Annotated in this window: 12 protein-coding genes; 10 read left to right on the top strand and 2 right to left on the bottom strand. The window is 42.2% G+C overall.

The features are described from left to right. Window positions 1–3 precede the first annotated feature (3 nt). The 7 genes from walK to LCL89_RS12420 all read left to right on the top strand — a co-directional run bounded on the left by walK (window position 4) and on the right by LCL89_RS12420 (window position 8,099). Entirely contained in the window at window positions 4–1,833 is a 1,830-nt protein-coding gene (gene walK, locus LCL89_RS12450) for a cell wall metabolism sensor histidine kinase WalK (RefSeq protein WP_197316930.1), read from the top strand. Further along, window positions 1,826–3,205, top strand: a complete 1,380-nt coding sequence (locus LCL89_RS12445) for a YycH family regulatory protein (RefSeq protein ID WP_224810378.1) — start codon at window positions 1,826–1,828, stop codon at window positions 3,203–3,205. Before walK ends, LCL89_RS12445 begins: the two co-directional genes overlap by 8 nt. A gap of 17 nt (window positions 3,206–3,222) precedes the next feature. Continuing rightward, a complete protein-coding gene (locus tag LCL89_RS12440; protein ID WP_197316932.1) occupies window positions 3,223–4,143 on the top strand; it encodes a two-component system regulatory protein YycI in 921 nt (306 codons plus the stop codon). 16 nt (window positions 4,144–4,159) lie between these two features. After that, on the top strand, window positions 4,160–4,954 hold the full coding sequence (locus tag LCL89_RS12435; protein ID WP_224810377.1) for an MBL fold metallo-hydrolase: 795 nt from the start codon (window positions 4,160–4,162) through the stop codon (window positions 4,952–4,954). A 76-nt stretch (window positions 4,955–5,030) separates the two neighbouring features. Further along, a complete protein-coding gene (locus LCL89_RS12430; protein WP_318245624.1) occupies window positions 5,031–6,257 on the top strand; it encodes a S1C family serine protease in 1,227 nt (408 codons plus the stop codon). A gap of 499 nt (window positions 6,258–6,756) precedes the next feature. Then, window positions 6,757–7,794 (top strand): low-specificity L-threonine aldolase, encoded by a 1,038-nt coding sequence (gene ltaE, locus LCL89_RS12425; RefSeq protein WP_224810376.1) that lies wholly within the window; start codon window positions 6,757–6,759, stop codon window positions 7,792–7,794. A gap of 128 nt (window positions 7,795–7,922) precedes the next feature. Beyond that, window positions 7,923–8,099 carry a hypothetical protein gene (locus tag LCL89_RS12420; protein WP_197316935.1) on the top strand — a complete coding sequence of 59 codons (177 nt, stop codon included), beginning with the start codon at window positions 7,923–7,925 and terminating at the stop codon, window positions 8,097–8,099. Between the two features lie 99 nt (window positions 8,100–8,198). On the opposite strand, the gene LCL89_RS12415 is transcribed toward LCL89_RS12420, so the two are convergent. Both LCL89_RS12415 and LCL89_RS12410 read right to left on the bottom strand, forming a co-directional pair. After that, the gene (locus LCL89_RS12415; protein WP_224810375.1) at window positions 8,199–9,530 is read right to left on the bottom strand and encodes an FAD-dependent oxidoreductase; all 1,332 of its coding nucleotides are present in this window, start codon (window positions 9,528–9,530) and stop codon (window positions 8,199–8,201) included. 293 nt (window positions 9,531–9,823) lie between these two features. Continuing rightward, on the bottom strand, window positions 9,824–11,320 hold the full coding sequence (locus LCL89_RS12410) for a Na+/H+ antiporter NhaC family protein (protein ID WP_224810374.1): 1,497 nt from the start codon (window positions 11,318–11,320) through the stop codon (window positions 9,824–9,826). Window positions 11,321–11,532: 212 nt separating this feature from the next. On the opposite strand from LCL89_RS12410, the gene LCL89_RS12405 reads away from it, so the two are divergent. The 3 genes from LCL89_RS12405 (at window position 11,533) to LCL89_RS12395 (ending at window position 17,989) form a co-directional block, all read left to right on the top strand. After that, on the top strand, window positions 11,533–12,696 hold the full coding sequence (locus LCL89_RS12405) for a M20 metallopeptidase family protein (protein ID WP_224810373.1): 1,164 nt from the start codon (window positions 11,533–11,535) through the stop codon (window positions 12,694–12,696). A 163-nt stretch (window positions 12,697–12,859) separates the two neighbouring features. After that, window positions 12,860–14,125, top strand: a complete 1,266-nt coding sequence (locus LCL89_RS12400; protein WP_224810372.1) for a M48 family metallopeptidase — start codon at window positions 12,860–12,862, stop codon at window positions 14,123–14,125. A 657-nt stretch (window positions 14,126–14,782) separates the two neighbouring features. Continuing rightward, a complete protein-coding gene (locus LCL89_RS12395; protein WP_224810371.1) occupies window positions 14,783–17,989 on the top strand; it encodes a M36 family metallopeptidase in 3,207 nt (1,068 codons plus the stop codon). The last annotated feature ends 636 nt before the right edge of the window (window positions 17,990–18,625 follow it).

The raw sequence follows: 18,625 nt of genomic DNA, 5'->3' as shown, positions 1-18,625 counted from the left end.
CTTATGAAAAAGGTGGGTTTCTTTCAGTCGGTCCGGCTGAAGTTTGTTGTCATCTATATATTGCTTCTCTTATTAGGCATCCAAGTCATTGGTGCCTATTTTGTTGGGAAGTTGGAGGAACAATTGGTTGAGAATTTCACAACCTCGATGAACGGCCGTTTGGACTCTTTAGCTTTCAGCTTGCAAAGTGCATTTGAAGCCGAACGCGGAGAGGCGGATCCAACTCTTAAATCTGAAATCAATTCGTTATTGAATGATTTTAATGATACAGATGATATTCGTAAACTGTCCGTCTATGACGATGGACCTAACCTTATTGCCTCTTCTGGAGGAGATAAGAAGAACATCGGTAAAAAGGTGACGGATATCCGTATTACGAAAGTGTTTATGCTTGGAGAAACCGAACAGCAGGTTTATGTCGATAAAGAGTCGAACACGCGGCTCTGGGTAGGTTCAAAACCCATTACGGATGAGTCCGGCAATGTCGTCGGGGTTTTACGCTTTGAAACGAGCATGAAAGACATCTATGATCAACTTCAGTCGATCAATGGAATATTTGCCAGAGGAACTTTGCTTGCCATTACAATAACGGCGATTCTTGGTATTTTAGTTGCACGTACGATCACGAATCCACTGACGCAAATGAAGAAACAAGCTCAAATTATGGCAACGGGAGACTTTTCTCAGAAAGTCGATATTAAAGGAAATGACGAAATCGGACAGCTGGGAATTACGTTCAATGATCTTAATGATAAATTGCGGTTAGCCCAGGCGACAACCGAGGGGGAACGCCGAAAGTTGAGTTCTGTTCTCTCCAATATGTCGGATGGTGTCATAGCAACAGATCGGCTCGGAGCGATCATTCTGATGAATGAGCCGGCGTCTAAACTTCTTGGTCAGACATTTGATGAAGTCCAGGGGCAGTCACTGGTGGATGTCCTTGATTTGAACGATCAGATGGAGGATATCTCTGAAGTCGAGGAGACAGGGTCGACAATCATTGATTTGAGTACGGATGAGAAGCACCTCTTATTGAAGGCCAATTTTTCAGTGATAGAAGATGAGAACAATGAAATGAACGGGTTCATTTCTGTAATCAGTGATGTAACCGAACAAGAGAAGGTCGAACAGGAGCGGCGGGAGTTCGTCTCCAATGTATCCCATGAACTCCGTACGCCATTGACTACGATGAGAAGTTATATCGAGGCTTTGAATGATGGAGCTTGGCAGGATCCAGACATCGCTCCAAGGTTTCTTGATGTCACTCAGAATGAAACGGATCGGATGATTCGCTTAGTCAATGACTTACTTCAATTAACGAAAATGGATCATAAAGAGACGAGCTTAGTGAAGGAAAGAGTGGAGTTTGTCGAATATTTCAACCAAGTCATCGATCGGTTTGAAATGAACAAAGATGAGAACGTTACATTCGTCCGTCATTTACCGAAAAAGAAAATGTATGTATGGATTGATAAAGATAAAATTACGCAAGTGTTGGATAATGTCATCTCCAATGCGATCAAGTACTCACCGGAAGGGGGTACGATCCGCTTTGAGGCCTACTCTACTAAAAAGCAGATGCGGGTAACGATAGCAGATGAAGGTATCGGGATGCCTGCTGATACCGTAGATAAAATCTTCGATCGATTTTATCGAGTCGACAAGTCCCGCGCTAGACAGATGGGCGGAACTGGACTCGGGCTTGCCATTGCCCGGGAAATGATTGATGCCCATCATGGAAAGATATGGGCTGAAAGTCAAGAAGGTAAAGGGACGACCATTCTCTTTACTCTACCGCTAATGAGTCAGAAGCGGAGGGGAAATCATGAATAAAGAAGCACTTAAGTCCGTGATTTTGGTGATTTTAATAGCTTTCAGTTTGATTTTGAGTGTTGCACTATGGAATTATCAGCCTAGTGTGGATGAGCTGCAAAAAGAAAAAGTTGTTGAAGATACAAAATTAGAGGGGATTGGAGAAACAAACGAGTTACTCACCCTTATTGAACCTGAACAATATGTGTTCCACAAAGATCAGGGGTATTATTCATACGCGAACACGGGAGATTTGAAAGATGCTTACACTGATATGAAGCAGTGGAAATTGTCGAGTATAAATAAAAACCCGAATGCCGCCAAACCAAGTGAAGGGCAAGAGATGGTTGAAATCATTTTCCCGACAGAAATTCCGATGTTGGCATTGAAGAAACTCGTTTCGATTCCTTCTGCCGAAATTTTGAATCAATCGCAAAGTTTCGATCGTATCGTAGTTACTCATAACCATGAGGAACAGTCTGCAGGGAAGTACGAATTGTTTGTCATCAATTCAAAAGAAAAAGTAAATGGAACAAAACTGCGGGCTCAGCTAGAGGAAGTCGATGGAAATAGTTTATTTAGTACATCTACCGAAAAAGATATGGTTGAACAAGTACGCTTAGCTGATTACATGGACGAAGCAAACACGTCAGATGATGGATTCAATCATATTTATATTTCAAAAGAAAAGCGGACGTATCCTTCTGTCGTATTGCAGGCCGATTCCATACCGGTAACTCCGTTGCAGAATTATCTATTCCCATCCTCATCAGTTGTGACGGATTCAACCTCCTCTACGGGGGAGCGGTTGATTCGTGATGTATACCGTCACCTTGAAGTGATGAGCAACGATAAAAAGCTGAAGTATATTTATCAAATTCCTAATGAGGCGAATGCTACTGATTTAGGTAAGTTCGAGTTGTTGGAGCAAAGCCGTGAGGATATCAATGAACATTTAGGCTGGACGAATGATTTTAAGCTGGAAGATATTTTACAATTTAGTGCAAAAGTCAATTACAGGATGTATTTCGAGGGTCTTCCTATACTTCAGAGCTTGGATTATGTGGATGTGGCCACCATGTACATCAAGTATGAGCAAGGAGCGATTCAAGCATATGCCCGCCCTCTTTTACAATTCAAAGAGTCGAGGTTTAACATTAACAGCGCTGATTCGGTGGGAGAGTTACTTTCCGGGGAAGATATCGCTGAGAGGTTGAAAAAATCCAAATTCAAATATGAAAATATTCAAGGCTTACGGATCGGTTATGAACTTAAAGAAGAAGAACATGGTCTTGCTTATTATTTGATTCCCCAGTGGTTTGTAAATATTGATGGTCAGTGGATAGCTGTCACCGAAAATACAGAGCTTTCTCAAAATGAAGAAGTGTCTTAAGGAGGGGGGCGATGTAAATGCAATGGGGTCAAATCAAAGTTCTGTTCATTCTAAGTTTTCTTATTCTTGATTTATATTTACTTCAACAATTCTTAGAGAAGCAGCAAGAAGCTGAATTAGGAAAAATCACTTATTCGGCATCCGAAGATATAGAAACAGTATTAGAAAATAATGATGTAACTTTTGCGCCGGATGCTATTCCGAAAGAAACCCCTGAAGTACCGATATTAATTTCGGAGGAAAGTAAGTTTTCTGAAGAAATCATCTCCAAGATGAAAACTTTGGAAGATGAGGGGGAACAGATCGTCTCTCTGCCCAGTGGAAATGTTTTGAAAGCACAATTGGAAGAACCGGTAGAAGTGACCAGTGAAAACGTTCTGGAACAGGTGAATTCTGTCTTTCCTTTCAGTAACCAATATTCGTACTGGGGCTGGAATAAAGACAATGGGGTTTTATTGTTTTTCCAAAAGGTGAATGACCGTACGGTTTACTTTAATAAAGGCGGATTTTTGATGGTCCAGGTAAAAAACAATAAAATCACTGGTTATATCGCTACTTTATTGGCCTTTTCTGATTCTCCCGGAGAAGACTCTGAAAAGGAACAGATGGTAGACTTGATCGACTCCAAGAGGGTTGTCAAACAGCTGTATGAAGAAGAAAAAATCACTTCAGGCGATCAAGTGACGAAAATGACGATCGGTTATCATAACAGTTTGAACCTGGCTCCGGGCCAGGAAAGCGGACCGCAGGTTTTTGGGCCGACATGGAAAGTAACTGTCAATGAAAGTGAAAATCACTTTGTTTATGCCATTGATGGTACGATTATCACGATTGAAGAAGAAGATTTCATCAAAGAAATCGAGGCGACCTATAATTTAACGAAACAAATCAGTGATTTAACAGCTAATAATCAAAGAAGCTCTGGAGAAATTAATTAGATGGAGTGTCAAACACATGTCCTTAAGATTTAGTGTACTTGCTTCTGGTAGTACTGGAAATGCCTTTTATATAGAATCGGGCAATGAAAAGATCCTTGTTGATGCAGGATTGAGTGGAAAGAAAATTGAAAATCTGCTTGGGCAGGTCGATATCGATCCCCATGACCTTTCACGTATTTTAGTGACTCATGAACACAGCGATCATATCAAAGGATTGGGAATCATGGCTCGCAGGTATAAGCTTCCGATCTATGCGAATGAAAAAACATGGACAGCGATGGAAAATCAAATTGGTAAAATACCAATCGATCAGAAATTTCATTTTGATATGGAAACGACCCGGACTTTCGGAGAAATTGATGTAGAATCATTCGCGGTTTCGCACGATGCGGCAGACCCTATGTTCTACACATTTCACCATGAGGGCAAAAAAGTAGCGCTTGTTACGGACCTCGGCTATGTATCTGAACGTATTAAAAAAACGGTGGAAGATGCAGATGCTTATATTTTTGAATCCAATCACGATGTCAGCATGCTGCGCATGGGGAGATACCCATGGAATGTTAAACGCAGGATCCTTGGGGATTCCGGCCACGTATCCAATGAAGATTGTGCGCTGGCTTTGACCGACATTCTGACTGATCGAACGAAACGAGTGTATTTAGCCCACTTGAGTTTGGATAATAATATGAAAGATTTAGCCCGAATGTCCGTAACGAATATTTTAAAAGAGCGAGGTTTCGAGGTTGGGAGCAGAATCGAGCTTCATGACACCGATCCTCAAGAAGCGACTCCGATTTATGAAGTGTAAAGCGTTTTATTTTTCAATAAAAAAGGAAAGAATACCTAAGTAGTCAGGGTAGGACAGAAAGGACAGGTGAAGACTTGTGGGTTATTATGATGACCATTCGGCAGCCACTCAGAATAAAAAGCAACGGCGCAGCTGGGTAATGCCAACCATTGTCGGTGTCATTTTAGGAGCTGTTCTCATTTTATTAGCACTTCCGGCGCTCGTACAAACCGATTTGCTTCCGTATGATATTACTATTCCGGAAGATGAAAGTGGATTAGTTGAAGACGATCAAGGTCTGACCGGTAATAATACGAAGAATGTAGAAGTCAATGTAACGACCCAGATCACAGAAGTGGTTGATAAAGTCACACCTTCCGTCGTTGGAGTCGTTAATATTCAATCACAACAAAATTTCTGGCAGGATAGTGACTCTTCTTCTCAGCAAGCAGGAGTAGGGTCGGGAGTCATCTATAAAAAAGAAGATGGATCAGCTTATGTGGTCACCAATAATCACGTCATCGAAGGTGCTAATGAGATTGAAGTCGTTTTATCAGATGAGACACGAATCAAAGCCCAGCTTGTCGGCAGTGATATTTTTACCGATTTAGCTGTCCTTAAGATGCCTGATGATCAGGTGAAACATGTGATAGAAATTGGCAGTTCTGATAACTTGAAAGTTGGCGAACCAGCTATTGCGATTGGTAACCCGCTTGGACTTCGTTTTTCAGGGTCTGTTACAAAAGGGATTATCAGTGGAAAGCAACGTGCCATTCCTCAAGATTTCAACAGGGACGGCCTGGAAGATTGGCAGGCAGAAGTCATTCAGACCGATGCAGCCATCAACCCTGGGAACAGTGGTGGAGCATTAATCAATATTGAAGGTCAATTGATCGGCATCAATTCCATGAAAATCGCTAAATCGGCAGTGGAAGGGATCGGTTTCGCGATACCGATTGATTCAGCCAAACCGATTATTGACGAATTGGAAGAATTCGGTCAAGTCAATCGACCGTACATCGGTATTGAAGCATACGGCTTGAATGAGGTTCCAAGTGCAGAATGGAGCAACACTTTGAACCTTCCTGAAGAAGTGAAAGGCGGATTGTACATTCGGAGCATTAAACAAATGTCCCCGGCTGCAAAAGCTGGATTAAAGCCTCTTGATGTCATTACTGCTTTAGATGGTGAGAAAGTCGAAGACATTATTGACTTGAGAAAGTATTTATACAGTCAAAAGGATCCAGGCGATAAATTAGAGATTACTTATTACCGCGATGGAAAGAAAAACACGTTGACTATAACACTAGGTTCACAGGAATAAAGTGAAAAAAGGGTATCCTCCACCGGGGATACCCTTTTATTTTGTCGTATTTTAAAGAAGTTTGTCATATCCACAGCTTGTGAATAAGGCTATGGATAAGTAGCATATATGGTAGCGAACATACATGCTACTACCATATACACCTATGGATATGTGAATATGTGGATTAAACTGTGGATAATTTGTTTATATTGTGAGGAAACCTGTGAATATCGGAAAATTAACAATTATTGTGAATAAGTCTGTGGACAATTGTGGGTAACTAATTTCGTTACTTATTTCTTCCACATGTGAATAAAGTTAAACCTTAAAAATAACAAGTATCTTTTCTCTCAATGTTTAGCTCAACGCCTTTACATGCTTCTTTCTTCACCCCCTTCTTTTTAAGTAACGATTTTCGAAAGTTCTTTTCCTTTTTATTTCGACATCTTGGATAACTGTGTTTGCTGTTTATGGAAACCTGCAACTCTCGTACAATAGACATAAGGAGGTTGTACATATGATTGATTTACGAAGTGATACGGTGACAAAGCCGACTCTAAAAATGCGTCAGGCAGCTTTTGATGCAGAAGTAGGAGATGATGTATTTGAAGAAGACCCGACTGTTCAACGACTGGAATTGAAAGCAGCAGAAATGCTGGGTAAGGAAGCGGCGTTGTTTGTGACAAGTGGTACTCAAGGCAATCAAATCACGGCTTTGACGCACTGTCAGCCTGGTGATGAAGTATTGATGGAGGAAGAGGCCCATATTTTTTTATATGAAGGAGCATCGATGTCTGCTCTCGCCGGCGTACAGCCACGAACAATTAAAGGAACTAACGGTGCCATGGACCCGGAAGAAGTCCGATCAAAAATACGTCCCGAAAACGTACATTTCCCGGACACCAGTTTGATTTGTATAGAGAATACTCATAACAAAGCTGGCGGAGCTGTAGTCCCCTTGGAAAACATGCAAGCCATTTATGAAATCGCCCGTGAACATGGAATTCCAGTTCACTTAGATGGTGCTCGCTTATTTAACGCTTCCATTGCAAGTGGAATCTCTGTTCACAGATTTGCAGACCAAACAGACAGTGTTCAATTTTGTCTTTCAAAAGGACTGGGAGCTCCTGCAGGATCCATTATAGCAGGTTCCACAGAGTTTATTAGAAAAGCGAGGAAGTGGAGAAAACGCCTTGGTGGTGGCTTACGCCAAGTGGGGATGATCGCAGCACCAGGTCTGATAGCATTGGAAGAAATGGTAGACCGCCTGGAAGAGGATCATTCCAATGCACAGCTTTTGGCGGAAGGTATTGGGAATATCCATGGTTTGAAAGTAGAAAAAGCGGTTGAAACCAACATCGTCCTCGTCAATGTAGAAGAATGTCAAAAAACGGCTGAGCAATTTCTTGATCAGTTAAAGGAGAGTGGTATTTTAGCTGTACCTTTTGGACCTTATACCATTCGTTTTGTTACACATTTTGATGTGAGTGAAGAGGAAATACAAATTACGGTAAGGCGCATGGCTGAAATGGTCAACCAGTTAAAAAAACTATAAGCGCTGTTCATAATCGTTTTCTAAAAATCATAATCATAATAGTGAAACTTCTCATCGCACATCCAGCGGTTTGTTCCAGAATAGCCAAGGGAATAAAAGAGTAAATCCAACCATTGGAGGTGGATTCCTTGCCGGAATTCAAGGCTGGTCAAAGTGTAAGACAAAAGCCGTTGACCCATGAGCATCAGTTTGCTGATCTGTTCGCAAGAGAAGGGTTTTTTCTCGATGGTATCCCTTTGGATGAGCTAAGAAAACATGTGAGGAGTACGAAGAAATATAGAAAAGCGAAAAAACAACGGAGTTGAAACCAAACGCTTACTCCTATAAGCGTTTGGTTTTTTTCTCTACAAAAAAATTTTGCCGTATACATGAAAAGACTCCCGGTCAAGCCAGGAGTCTGATCGTTATTGTGCCGCTTTTAGCCCGGCCTTATTGATGAAATTCCAAGGTTGATTGAAATGAGGCTGGAAGAAGAAATCAACAAACCCTAATTCATCAACCGTCATTCCGCTTTGTATACATACACTCATCGTATTGATGGATTGGGTGACATCCGCTTTGGAAATGACTTGAGCACCTAAAACACGACGTGTGAGTGGATCGAAACTCACTTTCATTTTCACCTTTTCAGCAGTAGGCATAAATCCAGGACGGTGTACTTCTTCAACCGTGACACTTTCCACTTTCACATGACCCGCTTGAGCGGAAGTATCGGTCAAACCTGTAGATGCCATATTCCAATCATAAATATGGAGTCCAGATGTGCCCTGGGTTCCAATGTGTTTCATCCTCGGTTCCATTAAGTTGTATGCAACTAATGTTCCCATGCGTACAGCGTTTGTTGCGAGAGGAATATATACATGGTTACCTGTCGGGTTGTATTTGACAGCACATGCATCCCCGGCAGCAAAAATATTTGGATCACTTGTTTTCATATATTCATCGACTTTAATGGCACCGTTTTGCAGCATATCGACTTTTCCGTTTAAAAGATCCGTATTTGGCTTGAACCCGACACACATGACAACTAAGTCTGTTTCATAAATGTTGTGATTGGTCTCTACACGTTTCACAAATCCGTATTCTCCTTGGAAGCTCTTCACTGTTTCATTCAAAGCTAAAGTAATTCCTCGGAATTTAAAATCTTCTTCCACCATATCTGTAAATTCAGGGTCCAAATACTTATTAAGGATTCTGTCTGCTCCATCAATCAGAGTGACTTGTTTACCGGCTTTTTCGAAAGCTTCGACAAGTTCTACACCAATATAGCCGCCACCGACTACGGTTATTTTTTCAGCTGATTTGGATTTTTCAATGATGGTATTGGCTTGGTCGTAGTTTTTAGCTAATAAAATATTCTCAAATTGTATTCCCTCAATAGGAGGGACGATCGGCCAGGACCCCGTAGTCATCACAAGTTTGTCATAAGAATCAGTAACCGTTTTTCCTGTGATCAAATTTTGGGCTTTAATGGTTTGGTGGTCAGTATCAATATCTTTTACATCATGCTTCAGCTTCATCGTTACCCCAAGCTCTTGTAATTTTTGGGGTGAAGAGTAAAACAATTCTTCTGCATTGTCCACGACCCCACCAACATATAAAGCAAGACCACAGGACAGGAAGGAGACATTATCGTTACGTTCGTAGACTGTGATTTGAGCCTCGGGGTACATATTTGCCATATTTGTGACTGCAGCTGTACCTGCGTGAGTACTTCCAATGACTGCAATTTTCATAAATGATTACCTCCATAGTATATTGTGAAAAATTTCACATATAAAAATAAAAAAAGAAGAGTTTGAAATATACTTTATTGCTCACTATTTCACAAGAGTAAATAAAATGTGTTTTGTTTGTCGGGTTATTGATACTGAAAACACATGTGAATTATTTCACAATGTTGATTATGACTTTATTATAATAGGGGGATCGGTGAAATGCAACCTATTTGTTCAATATTTCACAAGAAGATATGAAATTAAAACCTCACTCCAACCAGAGAATGCGATGGAGTGAGGTAATGGTTTGTTCAAATGATAAAACCTGCTATCAAAAAGAGTACGGAAGCGACTCCAGCTGCCATCAATGCATAAGGAAGCTGGGTGTTGATGTGTTCCATGTGTTCTACGTCTGCACCGATGGAAGACATGACACTTGTATCGGAGATTGGTGACGTATGATCACCAAATGCGCCCCCGGATAATACTGCAGCTGCTGCAAGGATGGGATCCCCGCCGGTCGCATACATCAAGGACACGCCGATCGGCATCATTATGGCCCATGTACCGAAAGAAGTTCCCATAGAGAAAGCTACGAAACCTGAAATCAAGAAGATGGCTACGGGAATGATGCTGCTTGGAATGACCCCCTCAGCTACTTCGGAAATATAGGCCGCTGCACCCACCCCTTCTGGGGCGGTCGCACGCATGATGTCTCCTAAAGTCACGGCTAGTATGATGATGACACCACCCAGGATGACGGACTTGCTTCCATCGTATAGTTCATTCAAAAACTCTTTGGCACTCATCAATCCTTTGGCGATGTATTTGATGAATGCTATGACAATGCCGACAGAAAAACTGATGAGAAGCATCTTGTTTCCATCCAACGGCAATGTAGGGATATCTGCAAAGTAGGTCAGTGTATAATTCCAGAGACCTAAAACGACAAGAAGAGCAATGGAAATGCCTAAAGGTAAGACCATATCAGATACAGTCCCATTGTGTTTTGTTTCTTCTTCCTCATTTTTCTCTTTGGAAGCTGCAACTTCCTGGAACGCTCTATTTTCGAATCTTGCTTTTTCTTCCGCTTGTTTCATCGGGCCGAAATCTTTGATCTTTCCTGCAGCTACTAAAAATACGACAAGCAAAATGACAATATTATAGAAATTGTAAGGCACGGTTTTTGCTATACCTACAATCGGGTCTTCTACACTCTGGATGTTGTCCACCATCAACGCTCCCATAAATGCTACCCAGCCTGAAATAGGGACTAGAACGTTGATTGGAGAGGAAGTAGAGTCCAGGAAAAATGCCAGCTTAGCTCTTGATATGTTCATTCGATCATAGATGGGGCGGAAAACTGTACCTGTTGCAAGAGAGCTGAAGTAAGCACTCGTAAATAATGAACTTCCCATTGCAGCTGTAGAAAGCTGAGCCCCTTTTTTGCCACGTACTTTATTTGCAAGCCAGTGACCGAAAGCGTAAGCTCCCCCTGATTTATTCAATACGCCGATAAATGCACCGAGTAATAAGACGATGATGACTAATTCAGCTCTTCCCGGCCCTTTTACCAGCCCCATTCCCCTGATTCCTGCATCAGCGTCAGCAGGATGTCCGGCAATTGCTCCGAACAAATTCACAATCGAGAAAAGAAATGCATGAATGACCCCGTTATTCTGTATGTCAATCATGATCGTTCCAACCAAGATACCTAATAGAAGCGATGGGACGACCCTTTTAGACCATATCGCTAGTATTAAAGCGAGTACGGAAGGGAGTAATGATAAGATTCCGAAGTGTTCCATGGTGTTTCTCCTTCCTTTATTTTAACCATTTTAAAATTTGAAATTGTTTGAAAAGAATACAGTTTTGAATTATAAGAGACTATATTTTTGTATTAAAGGGAAAAAAACGAAAAAAACCCAGTATTGAGAAAAATATAAAAAATAATTGAAAACATGAAGATCGTTGTGAAATACTGGGATTTATGATTTTTCGTCACCAAGGAGTGAGGCAGATGAGTGAATTTTTACAACAAGCGAAAAATTTACAGTACCAGATGACAGAATGGCGCAGAACCCTGCACCAAAATCCCGAAACTGGTTTTGAAGAATATAAAACTTCTCAATTTGTTCAAGATAAATTAAAAGAATTTGGCTATGAGCCAAAAGTCTTTGCGAAAACAGGAGTTGTAGCTTTAGCTGAAGGTAAAGAAAAAGGAGAGACTGTAGCACTACGCGCCGATATGGATGCTCTTCCTATTCAAGATGAAAAAGATACCCCGTATGCTTCTGTAATTGAAGGGAAAGCTCATTTATGCGGACATGATGGTCACACGACAATGCTGCTTGGAGCTGCCAAGCTATTGAAGGATCATCCTCCTGAAAAGGGTAATGTGAAACTGATTTTTCAACCAGCCGAAGAAGGGTTGTTCGGTGCCCGGGCAATGATTGATGAAGGAGTTTTAAAAAATCCAGACGTAAAAGCTATCGCAGGATTGCATGTGAATCCGGATGTGGAAACGGGATACGTAACGTGCACTGAAAAAGAAACATGTGCTGCAGCTGATTTTTTTGATTTAGAGATTATTGGTTCAGGCGGACATGCGGCTCATCCTCATAAAGCTGCAGATTCCATAACTGTCAGTGCTGAAGTTATCAGTTCATTGCAACAAGTGGTAAGCCGTCAGACCGATCCTCTAGCTCCAACGGTATTGACGATCGGACAAATTCACGGGGGAAGTGCGGATAATGCCATTGCTCCCCGGGTTCGTATCGGTGGAACGGTCCGCACGCTTGATCCGGAAGTCCGCAGTCAAATGGAAGTAAAGATGGAGCGTGTCATTGGTGGTGTGACGTCAGGATTCGATATGAATTATAAATTCGATTATAAATACTTCTACCCAGCGCTTTTCAACGACTCCTCCTTGATCCCAGGTCTTGAACAAACAGTCAATGAAGTCTTAGGAAAAAATCGTTTTTCCATCGTAAAGCCTTCCATGGGAGGTGAAGATTTTTCTTTTTATGCGAATGAAATCCCGGCGATTTTCTTCCGTATAGGAGTAAGAAATGAAGAAAAGGATGCGGTATATCCACTACATCACCCGATGTTCGATTTAGATGAGGAAGCGTTGCCGAATGGTTCCGCTATTTTAGCTGCCTGGGCTCATCAACAATTGTAATCAACAAAGCCTATCGTCCCCTTCAATGGAGGCGGTAGGCTTTATACTTTTGAAAAAGAGATTATAGATCCAGGGCAGAAGAGGTATAATCATACTATTGGTTCTAAAACGGCAGGACAGGCTCGTACAATGTAGGGGAAGCGTACGCAGCGGAGGTGGGAAAGTGAAAAAACGTTTTGTTTTATGGTCGTTGTTAGGATTCGGCATTTATGCTTTGCTCTTGGGGCTTTACCTATTCCAATGGAGCGAATTCGGCGTGCCCGAAGCATACAAAGGCACTGCTGCAGACCCGGAAACATTTATGACTCCAAGAGAACTTGAACTTACTGAGGAATATTCAAGATATAGGTATTTTCTTTCTTTTCTTGGTCAGCCACTGGAATGGTTGTTATATCTAGGTATCATGCTCATGGGTGCTTCTGTAGTCTTTAAGCGTTTCAGTGAAGGTGTTTCTCGTTTTTCAGCCATCCAAATCCCGATTTATGTGCTGCTCCTTTCCACAATCTCATGGTTTATAATGTTCCCCTTGGACTATATTAAGCGAAAGTTATCACTACATTATGGGATTTCAACACAAAGTTTTTCCAGTTGGATGCGGGATGAGATTATAAGCTTCTGGATTGGATTTGCCATCATGGCGTTATTGATCACTGTACTTTATAAGTTAATGAAATGGTCCCAAAAACGGTGGTGGTTGTATGCTTGGCTGCTGATGATCCCGTTTTTTGTATTCATGATGTATCTTCAGCCGGTGGTCATCGATCCTTTATATAATGACTTCACAACTCTTCAAGATAAACAGCTGGAAGATAAGATTCTCACTCTGGCTGATCAGGCGGATATACCCGCGGATCGCGTATACGAAGTAAATATGTCTGAGAAAACAAACAGTATGAATGCTTATGTAAACGGGATCGGATCCAATTTGCGTATCGTGCTTTGGGATACGACTTTGAATCGTCTGCAAGAGGATGAAGTGTTATTCATCATGGCACATGAAATCGGCCACTATGTGATGAATCATCTTTATTGGAATTTAATCGGAGCTATTGTCGCCGCTTTCTTCGGATTGTTATTTGCTTATTATTTGATGAACTTCGCCGTGAGCAAATGTGGAAGGAAATGGAACTTCCACAAAGTATCTGATATTGCAGGACTTCCAGTTTTATTTTTGATACTTTCGCTGCTGTCATTTGCAGCAAGTCCGATCGAACTGGCCGTTTCCCGTCAAGCAGAGAAAGCGGCTGATGAATACGCCATCCAGATGACACAAGATAAAGAAGCTGCAGTCGGCTCATTTCAAGAGTTAACCGTAAATGGGCTGAGTGAGGTGAACCCTCCTGCTCTGGTCAAATATTTGAGATATGGTCATCCGACGATGATGGAGCGGATTTATATGCTCGAGCAATACGACCACAAGAAAAAATGACCTTAATAAAATTCCCTCGTTTTTCAGGCCATCTAACCTTTAGATGAACTGAGAAGCGGGGGATTTTTATTATTAAGGCTCTGTTAAAGGCTGGTGTTGATATTCTCTGTTTTAAAAAACTGTTTGGACAGAAATGAATTCAAACCACATATGAAGTGAAGGGTCGTCGGGGAAGGGTCCGCGCACCTAGAGGGGGAACCGGCAAGCTTCCTCGGGCAAAAGCCCTGTGGGACCAGAGCCTGTTTCCTTCTCCCGCGGGAGTCTCCCCCTTCCCCGACGACCCTTTTCATGATTATTTATTGAAATCATCTATTTCGTTAAAAGAGTGAAAACCAAAAAGGATACGACATCCTATATAAGTGGTTCTCATTTGTAAATTAAACCTTTTAAATGGAAGTTAAGTTGGCTAAAGTGCCTTTCCACTCACAAAGGATCAAAAAGAATAAATCAACATTAATCTTTAACAGAGCCATTATTAAATAGTTCTAATTTCCCGGGTAATACCTATATGCCTCTACGCCTTTTGGTGTACCCATGTATAGTCCTAAGACATGAACTTGGTAGGCACATGTCAGTAAATGGAGTTTTTTACATAGGAGTTTAACAATCGATGAAGAAAATTGTCATAATGCTAAATCTTAGGAGGCTATCGACCATATGAAAAAACGCAAACTGTTGTCCGTTTTAGGGGCGGGTATTTTAGCGAGTCAGCTTCTCAATCCTACGGGAAGCCAAGCTCTGACTTCAAGTCCTATGGTGAGTGATGTTCATGAGCAGCATGATCATTTGAACATTGATGTACGCGATGTCACATCCGGTGTTTTGCCAACGAAAGACCAACTTAAAGCTGCTGATCAATTGATCGAGCAGGTGGGGGCTGGAGTAAGAGTCAAATGGAATTCCTTATTCGGTACACCGTCTGTAATCATGAGAGATCAAGGTTATTTGACGGAATCGTCCAATAAAAACGCGCAAACTGTAGCGCGGGAGTGGTTGAAAGAACATGCTTCTATATTTGGTCTGAGTCCTGCAGATATCGACAACATGAATGTCATCCGTGATTACGCGATGAAGGGAACAGGACTTCATCCTGTAACATTCCAGCAAACGTTTGGAGGAGTAGAATCTGTCTATGGCGGTCGTGTGATTGTGGCAGTCAATGAAGAAGGAAGAATCCTATCTGTGACAGGAAACGCGAGCCCAGCAAAACAGATGGCTGATGACTTCCAATTGACGGCTTCTGATGCACTAAATAAAGCAATCAGCTTGGAAAACGCATCTCTTTCATATACACCAGAATCGTTAGGAACAGAAAATGGATGGGACGTCTTTGATGGAGCGGATGTGCTGCCCACGAAACAGCGTGTGAAGAAAGCTGCATTCATCACTGAAGAAGGTGTACGACCGGCTTATCGAGTCTTATACATTGAAGAGTTGAATGAAGGCTATGAAATCGTCATTGATGCTGTGAATGGGAAACAGCTCTACAAACGTTCCCTTGTCCAACACCTGGCAGATCCGGAAGGGTTGATTTTTGAAAACTATCCGGGTGCTCCTAAAGGTGGTACACAAGTGCTTAAATCATTCAATGGAGACCCCGATGCTTCTCCAGACGGATGGTTGATACCAGGATCTCCACTCGGCGTAACCACATTCGGGAACAACGCCAATTCCTATGCCAACTGGAGTAACTTCCTGGCACCTGCTGATCAAGCTGTGCGTCCAGTGGCACCTATGGGAGAGTTCAGTTTCACATTCAAAAACTCCTGGCAGGAAACTAAAGGGCAGACGACCCCTCCTTCCTATGCTGATGACCTGAATAGTGCAGCAACGAACTTATTCTATCATCACAACTTGTTCCATGATTATTTTTATAATCTTGGATGGACAGAAGAAGCAGGCAACCTGCAATACAATAACTACGGCAAAGGCGGCCTTGGCGGCGACGCGATTCTCGGTCTTGTGCAGGCTGGCGCAGCTTCCGGCGGTGCTCCTACCTACACAGGTCGTGACAATGCTTACATGCTGACGTTACCTGATGGTGTTCCTTCCTGGAGTGGAATGTTCTTATGGGAGCCGATCGAAGGTGCATTTGAAGGAGAGTATGCAGATGGTGACTTTGATGCAGGAATCATTTACCACGAATACTCCCATGCTTTATCCAATCGTCTAGTAGCCGGTGGTGAAGCATTAGGAAGCCACCAGTCCGGGTCTATGGGCGAAGGCTGGGGCGACTGGTACGGCATGCACTACTTGATCAAAGAAGGGTTCCAAGATAAACCTGTAGTAGGAGCTTATGTTACAGGAAATGAAGAAGCGGGTATTCGAAGCTACTCGCTTGATGAAGCACCTTATAACTATGGAGATATCGGCTATGATGTCGGTGGCCCTGAGGTTCACTCTGACGGCGATATTTGGGCGGCGATCTTATGGCATGTACGCGAACAATTGATTGCGGAATATGGAAAAGCTGAAGGTGAATCAATTGCTGAGCATTTAGTCATTGATGCAATGCCGATTTCTGTACCTGATCCGTCCATGGAAGCGATGAGAACTGCCATCATTGCTGCTGATTTCGAACGATATGATGGAGCGCATTATGATACTCTTTGGAAAGCTTTCGCCCAGCGTGGTCTAGGGTCAGATGCTTATTCTGAAGGTGGCGACGATACCGATCCGACACCTGCGTTCAATCACCCTGATGGAAAACATAACGGACAGCTGGTCGGAAAAGTCTTGAACGCTGCTACAGGTGAGCCTATCAAAGATGCACGAATCATGATCGGTGAATTCGAAGCAAGAACCACTCCATTGTCCGTATCCAGCGATGAAGGCAGCTTTGCTGATTATATCGTTGAGGGGACGTATGATATTACGATCCAGGCAAGAGGATATGGTTCTAGAACAATCCGTGATGTGGCAATCAAACCTGGAAAAGCAAATAAAATGTCATTCAAGCTATCTCCGAACGTCGCTTCCTCATTCAATGGTGCGAAGATCGATGAAGTATCAGGAGAAGCAGACAGCAATCCCGTGAAATTCGCCATTGATGATACAGAAGCAAGTGTCTATGCTTCTGATACGCAGGAAAATGGTTTCAAAGGTTCTGAGTTTGTCGTTGACCTGGCAGGCGATGAAGCAGTGAAAATCTCCCACGTTCAAGTGAGTGCTTTGAAAGATATATCTAAATCCCGATTTGCTACACTGAAAAACTTCACTGTTCAAACATCTATGGATGGTAAGAACTGGACTACTGTTGTAAGGGATAAATTCACAGCTCTAAAACCACGCCCTACAATCGCAGACTTGCATTACCAAGGTTTCGACTTAGATCAACCTGTAGATGCGAAGTATCTTAAACTCATTGCCCACGACACTCAAGATAACAGCAAAGGGTATGTGCAAATCGCAGAAGTTCAAGCTTTCTCTAAAAAGTCTGAGGTCGAGCCGATTGAAATCACCCCGGAAGAGCCGTTTGTGGCAGAAGGTACGGTAACTGCCGGTAACGCAGGAACGGGTGTAGGGAGCCTTGCTGGTGCTGAAGCATCTTTGGCTGTAACGGAAAACGAATTTGTGACTACCCAGAATCCAGAGCCGGCTTCACAGGGAGCTGACGGGTATGTCATCACTTTACCGAAGCCTTACGGTGATGGTATTCATAACTTTAAGCTGGAAGGTTCCAGCAATACTGAATACGATTATGATGTATATTTCTACGATAAGAATTTCCAACAAATCGGTGGTGTAGCCACTGCGGGTGCGAATGAAGCAGGTGTCATCCCTGGTGGAACGAAATATGTATATGTCGGTCTCTATTCTGGAGCAGACGTTCCATTCACATTTACAGCCACCAGCCCATATTAAGTTCTAAAAAGAGCGAGCTTGTCCATCAAGCTCGCTCTTTCTTTATGAAATTCACCCTGAAAAAGTGTACGACTCTTTTAATTCAATTACATTTATGCAAATCCTTCTGATGTTTAAGATAATATTTCGGTGTGCTTGGACTGTTTGTGTTAATAAGTTAGAGGTGGGCTTGGGGCCCCTGCATGCTTCTTCATGTTTAACACCTTGGCCAAGTCTTTCTTCCCTGGTGTCTCCCTGTTTCCGGCTAACAAAAGGGTTACGTATGGAACTTTTTCTAAGGATGTTGGTAAGTTATAAATAATACATTCTACCACGAATATTACTATCTTTAATGTCATAGGTGATTTAGAGAGAGTAATGTAAGGAATTTGTTTATCAATAATTTTCAATATGAGGGGGATATTTGGGTAGCGTAAGTTCATGTGTGTCACTTAATATGGAATCTTAGGAGCGGTGGCGCATGCCTTGATGAGCAAGTTATTTACCAGACTTCAGACCGCTTTTAAGGGTGAAGATAGGATATACCGTGGCCCAATTCTTCCTCTACCAGGTTAGATGTAGAATAGGTATTAATTAATTGTTGTAGGTTTGTTATAACTGCTTCTCTCTAAATGCGATCATCCTAGATTGATAGAA

It is taken from the genome of Halobacillus yeomjeoni, from assembly GCF_020171525.1.
Lineage (GTDB): Bacteria > Bacillota > Bacilli > Bacillales > Halobacillaceae > Halobacillus > Halobacillus yeomjeoni.
This window is presented reverse-complemented; position numbering and strand designations above follow the sequence as displayed.